16 protein-coding genes and 1 riboswitch are annotated in these 11,780 nt (G+C 43.7%); of the genes, 7 read left to right on the top strand and 9 right to left on the bottom strand.

The features are described from left to right. Positions 1-165 precede the first annotated feature (165 nt). Positions 166-305, bottom strand: a riboswitch (SAM riboswitch). Between the two features lie 197 nt (positions 306-502). After that, the gene (pckA, locus tag DIC78_RS16290; RefSeq protein WP_127696612.1) at positions 503-2,086 is read left to right on the top strand and encodes a phosphoenolpyruvate carboxykinase (ATP); all 1,584 of its coding nucleotides are present in this window, start codon (positions 503-505) and stop codon (positions 2,084-2,086) included. A gap of 39 nt (positions 2,087-2,125) precedes the next feature. Here the strand turns inward: pckA and DIC78_RS16285 are convergent, their stop codons facing one another. Both DIC78_RS16285 and DIC78_RS16280 read right to left on the bottom strand, forming a co-directional pair. Beyond that, entirely contained in the window at positions 2,126-2,368 is a 243-nt protein-coding gene (locus DIC78_RS16285; protein ID WP_024122585.1) for a DUF2584 domain-containing protein, read from the bottom strand. Between the two features lie 51 nt (positions 2,369-2,419). Beyond that, positions 2,420-3,193, bottom strand: a complete 774-nt coding sequence (locus tag DIC78_RS16280; RefSeq protein ID WP_024122586.1) for an alpha/beta hydrolase family protein — start codon at positions 3,191-3,193, stop codon at positions 2,420-2,422. A 149-nt stretch (positions 3,194-3,342) separates the two neighbouring features. Between DIC78_RS16280 and DIC78_RS16275 the strand changes: the two genes are divergently transcribed. Genes DIC78_RS16275 through DIC78_RS16265 form a run of 3 tightly spaced genes read left to right on the top strand, consistent with a single transcriptional unit; the run spans position 3,343 to position 5,929 of the window. Beyond that, entirely contained in the window at positions 3,343-4,347 is a 1,005-nt protein-coding gene (locus DIC78_RS16275; RefSeq protein WP_127696611.1) for an ABC transporter substrate-binding protein, read from the top strand. Positions 4,348-4,359: 12 nt separating this feature from the next. Then, positions 4,360-5,142 (top strand): ABC transporter ATP-binding protein, encoded by a 783-nt coding sequence (locus tag DIC78_RS16270; RefSeq protein WP_024122588.1) that lies wholly within the window; start codon positions 4,360-4,362, stop codon positions 5,140-5,142. Beyond that, the gene (locus DIC78_RS16265) at positions 5,117-5,929 is read left to right on the top strand and encodes an ABC transporter permease (RefSeq protein ID WP_024122589.1); all 813 of its coding nucleotides are present in this window, start codon (positions 5,117-5,119) and stop codon (positions 5,927-5,929) included. Before DIC78_RS16270 ends, DIC78_RS16265 begins: the two co-directional genes overlap by 26 nt. A 23-nt stretch (positions 5,930-5,952) precedes the next feature. Here DIC78_RS16265 and ytkD read toward each other — a convergent pair whose 3' ends face one another. The 3 genes from ytkD to DIC78_RS16250 form a co-directional block, all read right to left on the bottom strand. Beyond that, positions 5,953-6,429: an RNA deprotection pyrophosphohydrolase gene (gene ytkD, locus DIC78_RS16260; RefSeq protein WP_044153687.1), complete on the bottom strand. Its 477-nt coding sequence runs from the start codon at positions 6,427-6,429 to the stop codon at positions 5,953-5,955. Between the two features lie 212 nt (positions 6,430-6,641). Continuing rightward, positions 6,642-7,046 carry a phage holin family protein gene (locus tag DIC78_RS16255; protein WP_024122591.1) on the bottom strand — a complete coding sequence of 135 codons (405 nt, stop codon included), beginning with the start codon at positions 7,044-7,046 and terminating at the stop codon, positions 6,642-6,644. A gap of 158 nt (positions 7,047-7,204) precedes the next feature. Beyond that, positions 7,205-7,642, bottom strand: coding sequence for a Dps family protein (locus DIC78_RS16250; RefSeq protein ID WP_010331587.1), 438 nt, complete (start codon positions 7,640-7,642; stop codon positions 7,205-7,207). A gap of 124 nt (positions 7,643-7,766) precedes the next feature. Between DIC78_RS16250 and ytzI the strand changes: the two genes are divergently transcribed. After that, the gene (gene ytzI, locus DIC78_RS16245) at positions 7,767-7,916 is read left to right on the top strand and encodes a YtzI protein (RefSeq protein ID WP_044153683.1); all 150 of its coding nucleotides are present in this window, start codon (positions 7,767-7,769) and stop codon (positions 7,914-7,916) included. Here the strand turns inward: ytzI and DIC78_RS16240 are convergent. Beyond that, positions 7,910-8,353 carry a FixH family protein gene (locus tag DIC78_RS16240; RefSeq protein WP_095714579.1) on the bottom strand — a complete coding sequence of 148 codons (444 nt, stop codon included), beginning with the start codon at positions 8,351-8,353 and terminating at the stop codon, positions 7,910-7,912. The two genes, ytzI and DIC78_RS16240, sit on opposite strands and share 7 nt — an antisense overlap. A gap of 121 nt (positions 8,354-8,474) precedes the next feature. Continuing rightward, positions 8,475-8,948, bottom strand: a complete 474-nt coding sequence (locus DIC78_RS16235) for an S-ribosylhomocysteine lyase (RefSeq protein ID WP_010331590.1) — start codon at positions 8,946-8,948, stop codon at positions 8,475-8,477. A 127-nt stretch (positions 8,949-9,075) separates the two neighbouring features. Between DIC78_RS16235 and yidD the strand changes: the two genes are divergently transcribed. Then, positions 9,076-9,303: a membrane protein insertion efficiency factor YidD gene (gene yidD / locus DIC78_RS16230; RefSeq protein ID WP_010331591.1), complete on the top strand. Its 228-nt coding sequence runs from the start codon at positions 9,076-9,078 to the stop codon at positions 9,301-9,303. On the opposite strand, the gene DIC78_RS16225 is transcribed toward yidD, so the two are convergent. Continuing rightward, positions 9,300-9,863, bottom strand: a complete 564-nt coding sequence (locus DIC78_RS16225; RefSeq protein ID WP_024122594.1) for a beta-class carbonic anhydrase — start codon at positions 9,861-9,863, stop codon at positions 9,300-9,302. The two genes, yidD and DIC78_RS16225, sit on opposite strands and share 4 nt — an antisense overlap. 110 nt (positions 9,864-9,973) lie before the next feature. Then, positions 9,974-10,222, bottom strand: coding sequence for a type B 50S ribosomal protein L31 (locus DIC78_RS16220; protein WP_010331593.1), 249 nt, complete (start codon positions 10,220-10,222; stop codon positions 9,974-9,976). 201 nt (positions 10,223-10,423) lie between these two features. Here DIC78_RS16220 and DIC78_RS16215 point away from each other — a divergent pair, with 201 nt between their 5' ends. Then, the gene (locus DIC78_RS16215; protein WP_106020311.1) at positions 10,424-11,755 is read left to right on the top strand and encodes a cytochrome ubiquinol oxidase subunit I; all 1,332 of its coding nucleotides are present in this window, start codon (positions 10,424-10,426) and stop codon (positions 11,753-11,755) included. The last annotated feature ends 25 nt before the right edge of the window (positions 11,756-11,780 follow it).

The raw sequence follows: 11,780 nt of genomic DNA, 5'->3' as shown, positions 1-11,780 counted from the left end.
TTGCTTCCTCCTGCACAAGGCCTCCCGAAAGACCTTATATATATGATACGGAACTCGCTCCCTCTTATACAATGTTACGTTTATATTAGAGATGTTAATTGGCATATTTATGAAATAAAAAAACCTTTTCCGTTCGAGGAAAGGGTTTGGTCTTTGTGCCTTTCACTCTTATCGCTCAAGGAATCATTCAACCTTGCATCAGGTTAGCACCTTGGTTGTCTCACACAATTTAAACATAATGAATAATAGAGAAACCGGTTGCTGGGCTTCATAGGGCCTGTCCCTCCGCCAGCTCGGGATAAGAGTATCCGCTCAATGAAATATCTTATCGTAAAAGGGTTTGCAATGTCAATATGAATCAGGAGAAATAGACGCCTTTATTGCGGAAAACAATGGAAATGCACACACAAAAAACGATAAATAGTATAGACTATTTGAAAATATATGTTATACTAATTCACAATTAGCAAAACACAAATAAAATGATAAAGGAAGGTTTCTTATGAACTCAGTTGATTTAACCGCTGATTTGCAAGCCTTATTAACAAGTCCTAATGTGCAGCATAATTTATCTGCAGCTCAGCTTACAGAAAAAGTACTTTCCCGCAACGAAGGCATTTTGACATCCACGGGTGCCGTCCGGGCGACCACAGGCGCTTACACGGGACGTTCGCCGAAGGATAAATTTATTGTAGAAGAAGCAAGCACAAAGAGTAAGATTGATTGGGGTCCGGTGAATCAGCCTATTTCCGAGGAAGCATTTGACCGGCTATACACGAAAGTTGTCAGCTATCTGAAACAACGTGATGAGCTGTTTGTTTTCGAAGGATTTGCCGGTGCTGATGAAAAATACAGACTGCCGATCACGGTCGTTAATGAATTTGCATGGCACAATTTATTTGCCAGACAGCTGTTTATCCGTCCTGAAGACAATGATAAAAAAACAGTCGAACAGCCGTTTACCATTCTTTCCGCTCCGCATTTCAAAGCGGACCCAAAAACAGACGGCACACATTCAGAAACCTTTATTATTGTTTCTTTCGAAAAGCGCACGATTTTAATCGGCGGAACGGAGTATGCCGGAGAAATGAAAAAATCGATTTTCTCCATCATGAATTTCCTGCTGCCTGAGCGAGATATTTTATCCATGCATTGCTCCGCCAATGTCGGTGAAAAAGGCGATGTCGCGCTTTTCTTCGGCCTGTCGGGAACAGGAAAGACCACCCTTTCGGCGGATGCTGACCGGAAACTGATCGGTGATGATGAACACGGCTGGTCGGATACTGGTGTCTTCAATATCGAAGGCGGATGCTATGCCAAGTGCATTCATTTAAGCGAAGAAAAGGAACCGCAGATTTTTAAAGCGATTCGGTTTGGATCCGTTCTCGAAAATGTTGTTGTAGATGAAGATACGCGTGAAGCCAATTACGATGATTCCTTCTATACAGAAAACACACGTGCCGCTTACCCGATTCATATGATCGACAACATTGTCTCTCCGAGCATTGCGGGCCACCCGTCAGCGATTGTATTTCTGACGGCTGATGCATTCGGCGTTCTGCCGCCAATCAGCAAGCTGACGAAGGAGCAGGCTATGTACCACTTCTTAAGCGGTTATACGAGTAAACTAGCTGGAACCGAACGCGGCGTCACGTCTCCTGAGACGACATTCTCCACATGCTTCGGTTCACCGTTCCTTCCGCTCCCGGCCCATGTATATGCGGAAATGCTCGGCAAAAAGATCGACGAACACGGCGCAGACGTTTACTTGGTCAATACCGGCTGGACCGGCGGCGGCTACGGCACAGGCGAACGCATGAAGCTTTCATACACACGGGCGATGGTAAAAGCAGCGATTGAAGGCAAATTAGAAAATGTGCAAATGACCACTGACGATATTTTCGGCTTGCACATCCCGGTTCATGTTCCGGGTGTTCCCGATCATATCCTACAGCCGGAAAACACGTGGAATAACAAAGAGGAATACAGAGAAAAGGCTGTGTATCTGGCAAACGAATTCAAAGAAAACTTCAAAAAGTTCACAAATACAGATGCCATCGCGCAAGCAGGCGGGCCTCTCATTTAAAAAAGCAAAAGCCAAGAGCAATTAAGCTCTTGGCTTGTTTTAATTGACTGTATGCAAAGAAGTCAGCTTGTACGTAATGATTGTCCGCCCGTCTGTCCATTCAAGCTTCTGCACTTCGGCTGTGCCTGACTTTTCACCAAACTTTGTTTTGCTGACATCCATCGGAATCTCCATTGGATAAATGCGATACCCGTCTTTCTCTAATCTGAATATATTTTCATCTATGCGAACTTCTTTTCCTTTTGTCACAATCAATGTATTAAATTCAACAGGCATTCCCAAATTGAAATCCCCTTTCGTTCTCTTTTTTCTATATCATAACATATTTCACCGTCAGCGGTTTTTCATCCACTGCGTGAGCTGCCGCACAATACGCCGGTTTTCCTTCGGCGGAAAATAATGTGTGAAGGTACTGTAGTACCACGTCTCTACAGGCTTGTGCAGCTGTTTTAATTTCTCCTCAAATAAATACGAATGCTGAATGGAAACGTTTTGATCTTTTTCTCCGTGAATTAATAAAACGGGTGCCTCAATTTTGTTCACTTGGTCAAAAGGCGTTCGCCATTTGTATTCGTCAGGCACCTTTTTCGGCGTTCCCCCAATCACTCTTTTCATCATTCTTCGTAAATCCTGCCGCTCTTCATATGTAAGAATCATATCACTGACGCCTCCCCACGAAACGAATGAAGCCGCATGTCGTCCCATTTCAATCGCAGTAAGCATTCCCATTATGCCGCCTCTGGAGAAACCGAAAATATGAATTCTGTTCTTTTTCACTTGCGGATGCTGCTGGAGCAGGCGAAAAGCGGAAAAAGCATCCTCTCTGTCTTCTCCTGCAAAATCCTCGTTGCCCTCCCCTCCCTGGTTCCCTCTGTAAAAGGGGGCAAATACAACAAATCCTTGGGACGCAAACTGGATAATTCGGCCCGGTCTGACCATTCCAACACTTTTAATACCGCCGCGCAAATATAAAAATCCGTCATATTGCCCAGGTGCCGCCGGCTCCGCCAGCAGCCCTTTCACTTTTAAGCCATTTGAAAGGTAGCAGATGGTAAACAAACGCACATGCCGGCTCGGCGACGGAAATCTTCTTTTCTCAACAATCAATGCTCCCGCCTCCTTTTTTCTTTATTCTTTCCTGCCTTTAAAAATAAATCCTGTAACCCGGATTAGGCATTCACACATTTTTATACCCATCATACGATATGTAAAGCAAAAAAGGATATTAACTTGATGCTAAATAAGGAGGTTGTCATGTGAACAAATGGTTAAGGCTGGGCTGTTTCTGCGTTTGCAGTGTGTTTCTCACCATTGCCCTGAGCGCTTGCAAGCAGGAAGCTACACTCACGAAAGTAAAAGTAGCCGAAGTGACCCATTCCATTTTTTATGCACCTTTATATGTTGCAGAATCTAAAGGATTTTTCAAGGATGAAGGCCTTGATGTCGACGTCAATACGACCTGGGGCGGTGATAAAACGATGACTTTGCTTCTTTCAAACGGCTCGGACATTGCTCTTGTCGGATCAGAAACATCCATTTATGTCGAATCGCAAGGGGCTAAAGACCCTGTCATTAACTTCGCACAGCTGACTCAGACAGACGGAACGTTCCTTGTCGCAAGAGAAGATGCCGAAAATTTCAGCTGGGATCAGCTGAAAGGAAAGACTTTTCTCGGCCAGAGAAAAGGCGGTATGCCGCAAATGGTCGGCGAGTATGTGCTGAACCAACATCACATTGATCCGCATAAGGATATTGAACTCATCCAAAACATAGACTTCGCCAATATATCCAATGCCTTTGCTTCTGGAACCGGTGAGTATGTCCAGCTTTTTGAACCGACTGCTTCACTCTTTGAGAAAGAAGGCATCGGCCACATCGTTGCTTCGTTCGGAGAAGAATCAGGCCAGGTTCCTTATACAACTTTTATGGCAAAACAAAGCTATTTAAAGAAAAACGAGAATACAGCCGTCAAATTCACGAGAGCTATTTATAAAGCGCAGCAGTGGGTGGAAAACCACTCAGCGAAGGACATCACAGAAGCGATTAAAAATGAATTTGACGATACCGATCCAGATGTCATCGAAACGTCCATTGAACGCTACAAAAAACAAAATTCGTATTCTCCGGACCCGCTCCTCAACGAAAAAGAATGGGAACTGCTCCAAACGATTATGGATCAGTCGGGTGAACTGCCAAAGCATATACCATACAGTCAGCTTGTGAACAAACACATCGCCGAAAAAGTCACCTCGGAAAAATAGGAGGCGCCATCTATGTCTTTTTTACATGTCGACCATGTAACCCATACTTATTTTTCTATTAAAGAAAAAACAACCGCCGTACAGGACATTCATTTTGATGCCGAAAAAGGCGATTTCATCTCATTTCTCGGTCCGAGCGGCTGCGGAAAAACAACACTGCTTTCCATAATTGCAGGCTTGATTGAACCTTCGGAAGGCAGAGTTCTGATTGAAGGCCGCGAGCCGAATCAAAAAGAACATAACATTGGCTACATGCTTCAGCAGGATTACTTATTTCCCTGGAAATCCATTGAGGAAAATGTGCTCCTCGGTTTAAAAATTGCCGACACGCTTACTGAAGAAAACAAGGCCGCAGCACTTGGTCTTTTGCCGGATCTGGGTCTCGTTGATGTTGAAAAGAAATATCCTAAGGAGCTGTCAGGCGGGATGAGGCAGCGGGCTGCGCTTGCAAGAACTCTTGCCCCAAACCCAAGTCTGCTTTTACTGGATGAGCCATTTTCCGCGCTTGATTTTCAAACGAAGCTGTCTTTGGAAAACCTCGTTTTCCGCACATTAAAGGAGTATCAAAAAACAGCGGTGCTTGTCACTCATGATATAGGGGAAGCGATTGCGATGAGTGATACCATCTTTTTATTTTCTAATCAGCCGGGCACCATTCATCAAATTTTTACAATCCCTAGAGAATTGGCTGCGATGATGCCTTTTGACGCCCGTCAGGAGCCATCCTTCCAGACGCTGTTTCAAACGATATGGAAGGAGCTGAATTCTCTTGAGAAACAGCAAAGAAACAATTGATCTGCTTCATGAGCAATTTCAATTTAAACAGAAAAAAGAGAAATGGAATGTGCATTCTTTTCAGCTTGCGATATTTATCCTCTTTTTCTCCGGATGGGAAATCGCAAGCAGACAGAGCTGGATTGATCCTCTGATCTTCAGCTCGCCGTCAGCCGTATGGCGTTTACTGATTGAAAAGGTTGCTGACGGCTCATTGCTGTCGCATATCGGGGTTACTTTATTTGAGACCGTGCTTGGCTTTTTGCTGGGGACTTTCCTTGGCACGTGTCTTGCCGCGTTGTTATGGTGGTCCAATCGGCTTGCCAGGATATTAGATCCATATCTGGTCATTTTAAATGCGATGCCGAAAGTGGCGCTCGGACCTATTCTGATTGTTGCGCTCGGTCCCGGCTTTGTCAGCATCATCGCGATGGGAGCGGTCATCAGTGTCATCATCACAACCATCGTCGTTTATACCGCCTTTCAAGAGGTGGATGAAAACTATATTAAAGTAATGAAAACATTCGGCGCAAACAAGTGGGTTATTTTTAAAGAAGCGATTCTTCCCGCATCTTCGCCCGCTATTATTTCAACCCTGAAGGTAAACGTTGGTTTATCGTGGGTCGGTGTCATCGTAGGCGAGTTTCTTGTTTCAAAGGTCGGATTAGGATACATGATTATTTACGGATTCCAAGTCTTCAATTTTACACTCGTCTTCTTAAGCCTGTTGATTATTGCTGTATTTGCCACCCTGATGTATCAGGGCGTAGAACTGTTAGAAAAGAAATGGACGAAGGGCAGAACATAAAAACCCGGCGGATAGCCGGGTTTTTAGTTGATCCATCCCGCTTCTTTCAGTTTTTTCAAACTGATGGGAAGCACAGAATCCTTCATAATAAAGCTGAATTTTTTATTGCGGGGCAGGTTTTCCGGAAGTTCACGAAACAGAACCGGCCCTTTCGTTTCAAAGTAATCACTTTGCTTTTCAAGCTTCTCTATATCTGCAAAATATATATTTTTCACAATAACCTTTTCTTTTCCGAGAACTTTATACTGTCCAAGATACTTGAGGCTTTTCACCCTCGCCCCTGTTTCTTCCTTTACTTCTCGAAGCGCCGCCTCTTCCGCGCACTCCATCGGTTCCACTTTCCCGCCCGGAAACTCAAAGCCTCTGTCCTCATGTTCTGTCAAAAGCCATTTGTCACCAAAACGGCAGATGACCCAGACATGCTTCGGGCTGTCCGAAAAGGGCTGATTGTCAAAGGAGAGCTGAACAGTATTCTGATAATAATCTTTAAACTCGTACATGTTTATCCCTCAAATCCGTTCCTAGCTATCTTCCATACATCATACCACAGTTACGTTTCTTCGGAAGCTTTTTATCAAAAAATAAGGGAAACCCAGCACGCCATCCGGATCTGAAACGATAGACCAGCTCGTACAGCTTTTGGCCGCAGCTCTTGTCAAAATGTAAATGACTGACGCTCTGGGCTTTATTATGACCCGCGAACAGATAAAAGTTACGGTTTGCGCCTGAATTTATTTTTTAACGTTTCTAATAGATCCACAAGCATTTCCGGAACAGGTATACCGAGAGAGCTGGCTGTCACGACAATTTGCACAGATTCATAAAGAATATAAAACATAATGGCCAAGTCACGTATTGATCCCTGTGTATTCAGCAGCTGGTCAAAAAAGTGGCAGACAGAGATCAGAGCCAACGTAACTAATTTTTTGACGAAACGGGCAAAAACCTTCTTGAACGCCAGTTTGTGAATAATCGTTTCCTTCAAGGTCGTACTGATAAATTCAATTGCCATAAGAGACAGCAGAATGAGGAGTGAGTACTGAAAACCTCCGAAGAAAAACCCCGCTGCTGAAACGCTGACTGCAAAAAACGAAAAGATGCCAAAGTCTCTATCCATTTATCCCAACATCCTTTCACAGAAACGGCCTTACCATATTCTATGGAAAGCACGCCGAACGGATTGGATTTTTCAGAAAAATGGACTAGTTGTCGCCTATTTTTGCGAGGCAAAATAAAAACCGGACATCTTCAAAGATATCCGGTCTTTCTTTTCTATTATCCAAGGTAAGCTTTCAGCATCCAGTTATGTTTTTCAATATTTTGGTGAATGGCAAGAAGCATGTCCCCTGTTGTTTCGTCTCCGACTTCATCAGCTAAGTCCATGCCGCTTTTCAGTTCTTCCGCGATGACTGTAAAATCATCATACACACTCTGAACCATTTGTTCTGCTGTCTCGTTTCCGTTCGCTTCTTTTACAGAAGCTGTTTCCAAAGATTCTTTCATTGTCGCGATCGGTTTTCCGTTCAAAGCCAAAAGACGCTCTGCCAAATCATCAATATAAGTTGCTGTCTCGTTATAAAGCTCTTCAAATTTTTCATGCAGTGTAAAGAAATCTTTCCCTTTTACATACCAGTGATAATTATGTAGTTTCACATACATGACTGTCCAGTTGGCTACTTGTTTGTTCACGGCTTGAATCAATTGTTCTGACATATTATCTTCCTCCTTGTTTATATTAGGTGTATACCCTTCATATCGTACGCTAAAACCTTTATTTTACCCGTCTGTCACAATGTCTTCCACTATGTTACAATTATTGAAAACGGGAGGTGGAATCATGACGCTTCTCATCACGATAAGTATTTTGATTGTGCTGGCTGTTTTGCTCGTAAGTGTTTGGACGACTGTAAAAGCCTATAATGTAAAACACACGATTGATCCTCCTCAAGAAGGAAATGCTCCCGGTTCAGACCCAAAAGGTCAATGATGGTGTGATTGCTCTTCTTCAGGTTGCTTGGTGGCAGCATCGGCATCTCCGACTTGGACTTTTAAGGTCGGCATGCTGTGCTGTTTTTTTGCAGTTACATGAGATTGGACAGTGTATACGCCATCTTCCTTAAACTCTGTCTCAAATCGATATACGCCATCTTCCTGTTTGGCTTTAAACATCTTGCTGTCGTTTTTTTCTCCGTCTTTCCATACCTCAAACTCCACTTCATCAGCATCTGTCACCGCTTCATCTCCGTAAGAAACCGCCGCTTCATAAGCAGCATTCTCTCCCGGCTTCACTTTTTCCGGTCCGGTGAGTTTTACATCTAATACCTCAGGCGTCTCAGCTGCTGTATGTGCTTTATTCGCCTCAGATCCGCACCCGTTCAGTAAAAAAACAGCAGAAAAAAGTACTGCAGCGACCATCTTTTTCATTCCATCACCCTTTTCGTCGTTTACCTCAATAGTAGCAAACGCTTACAGCAAATGGTATACAAAATCTGTAACGTCACAAAAAAGACCTTTTTGCTTTCGGGCAAAAAGGTCTTTTTTCTATTTAGCCAAATACTTTTAGCAATTCTTCTTTATCCTGTGACAGCCAGAAACGCATCAAACGTTTTGCGCCTTCCAGGTCATGAAGCTTCGCCTGGCCGCACTGCTTTTCATTGGCAGCCGGAATTTCGGTAATTTCTACAGCTTCCTTCATTGTGTCTTCAAGCAAGTCAACGATTTCCGCAGGAGTCGGCTCTCCGCTGACAACAAGATAGTAGCCGGTTTGGCAGCCCATTGGCGAAATATCAATAATATCAAAATGATCATATTTCTCAGCATGAGTGCGAATCGTAAATGCGAGCAAATGCTCAAGTGTATGGATCGTATCAGGCTTCATCGCCTGTTTATTCGGCTGGCAAAAACGAATATCAAATTTATTTACAACACCGTCTGTTCCTACTTTATGCACACCGCAATGTCTTACGTATGGGGCAACAACCGCATTATGGTCAAGTTCAAAACTTTCTACTGAAGGCATAATGGCACTCTCCCTTTTTTAAAAATGTATTTTTATTATAACATACCTTTCCGATAAGAATTATCGAATAACTTTTCAAACCGCGTTATTTTTTTTATACTTGCATCAGAAAGGTTGCTGAAGACACATGAAAACCATATTTATTGCTCTGATCAGAGGGTACCAAAAATTCATCTCGCCGCTGACGCCGCCAACATGCCGCTTTTATCCGACTTGTTCACAATATGGAATCGAAGCCATTAAAACGCACGGCGCCCTTAAAGGCGGATGGCTGACTCTCATACGGATTTTGAAATGCCATCCATTTCATCCGGGCGGAGTCGACCCCGTCCCTGAAAAAAAGCGCAAAGATTAAGCGTTATAGCCGTTTACGACAACATCCAGTTTTCCTGTCTCAGGATCAATGACTAAACCATGGACAGGCACAGTTTCCGGGAACAGCGGATGATGTTTAATGACGTCCACGCTGTCTTTTACGCTCGCTTCCACTGAATCGAAGCTTTTAAACCATTGGTCAAAGTCAACTCCGGAGTACTTCAATGTTTCGATGCGTTCTTCCGGAATTCCTCTTTCCTTTATTCTATTAAGCATGCTTTCACTGCTGATTTTGCTCATACCGCAATCGTGGTGTCCGATTACACAGACTTCATCTGCGTTCAGCTCGTACACTGCAACCAGTAAACTTCTCATAATGCTTCCGAACGGGTGTGTAACAAGCGCACCGGCACTCTTTATAATTTTGATGTCACCGTTTCGCATATTCATCGCATGCGGCAGCAATTCAACCAAACGAGTGTCCATGCAAGAAAGAATCGCCATTTTTTTATCTGGGAATTTTGATGTCTGATACTTTTCATAATCTTTTTGTTCAATAAAAGTTTTATTAAAGTCAAGAATATCATTTAGAAGACTCATAGCGGTATTCCTTTCCGGTCTTTTTTCTTCAATATATCACAGCCTCTGCCTTTCGTCATCCTATCGGCAAGATGTTGAGGCCAGAAAAAAAGGCAAGCCCCGCGGCTGCCTCATTTTCCCATGTTATATCTTTTGTTGAACTGCTCGACTCTTCCGCCTTTTTCATTGAATTTCTGGCGGCCTGTATAAAACGGATGAGTATCTGAGCTTACCTCTACTTTAATAACCGGATATGTGTTTCCATCTTCCCACTCCGCTGTTTCTTCCGATGTTTTGGTAGACCTGCTCAAAAAGCGGTATCCGCTGTTTACATCCTGAAATATTACTTTGTGATTCTTCGGATGAATTCCTTCCTTCATGTATATCTCTCCTTATTAAATCGTAATAATTACGTTTTATTTTATATCCTAACAAACATTTTGTCAATCTCCTTACAGGTTTCCCGATCTTTCGCTTCATAAACCTCATGCTTTTAAGAACAGGAAGAATAATCTAACCGAGGAAGCAAATAATAAACCCATATTACATACAGATCGTTTTGAGAAAGGTGGTTTATTATTGTGGATGATTTAGTATTGGCTAGGAGTCTTTTTGGTACGACAATGGGCTTTCATATCATTTTCGCAACCTTGGGAGTCGGTCTGCCGCTCATGATTTTAATAGCTGAATTGATCTATCAAAAAACGAAGGATGACCATTATGCCATCATGGCGAAGAGATGGACAAAAGCACAGGCTGTTTTACTGGGGGTCGCCATTCCAACCGGAACCATTGCCGGTACTCAGCTCGCGCTTTTATGGCCGGGTTTTATGGAAGTCATCGGCCGGGTCATGTCCCTGCCATTCCAAATTGAAATCTACGCTTTTTTTATCGAAGCCCTATTTATGTCGATTTATGTATATGCCGCAGACCGCTTATCGCCGATCATGAGGATTATCGCTGTTGTCTTTGTGCTGATCGGGGCCGCGGCGTCTGCCATTCTGATCACGAATGTCCATGCCTTTGAAGGAACCCCGGCCGGATTTAAAATTATAAACGGAAAAATAACTGATGTTGATCCGTGGGCCGCGTTTTTTAACCCAAGCTTTTTTGTAACCGCCGGCCATGTCGTTCTGTCTGCGTTCATGACAGGAGCCTTTATCGTTGCTTCTGTTGCCGCATACAAAATGATCCGGTCGAGAAAAAAAGAAAACGTCTATCGCTTTCACCGGAAGGCCCTGCTGCTCGCGCTGACGATCGGCGGTATCTTTTCATTGATAACAGCCTTAAACGGCCACGAATCAGCACAGATGCTGCATGAATATCAGCCGGAAAAACTCGCCGGAGCAGAGGGCCTGTTTGAAACAAGATCCCATGCCCCGCTTGCAATCGGCGGATTTACCGATCCGGAAGAGGAAAAAGTGAAATGGGCAATCGAGATTCCGTGGGCATTAAGCTTTTTGGCAGCCAACAGTTTTGACACTGTTGTAAAAGGATTAAATGCGTTTCCGAGAGACGAATGGCCGCCGCTTTTTATCCACACGTTATTTAATGCGATGGTCGGTGTCGGAATGCTGCTCATTCTTTATTCCATTATCGGTGTCGTCTGGAGAAAAGTATTAAAGAAAGATCGTTTTCCAACCTGGCTGCTGTTGATTTTCATGACGGCCGGTCCTCTCAGCATTATCGGAATTGAATTCGGCTGGATTTTTGCTTGTACGGGGAGACAGCCGTGGGTCATCTATCATCTGCTGAAAACATCAGATGTCGTCACGACGACAGGCTCGATCGGTGTGCTCTTTCTGTTTTTCACATTTGTTTACGCCGTGTTGGGCGCAGCTGTCGTTTATGTGCTGCTTTACTATTTCAAAAAGCACCCTGTGGATGAGGATTTAAATACGGCGGAGTCTTAATAGCTTCGCAAGCAAGCAGGAAACT

The sequence above is a fragment of the Bacillus halotolerans genome, assembly GCF_004006435.1.
In the GTDB taxonomy this organism is placed as follows: Bacteria; Bacillota; Bacilli; order Bacillales; family Bacillaceae; genus Bacillus; species Bacillus halotolerans.
This window is presented reverse-complemented; position numbering and strand designations above follow the sequence as displayed.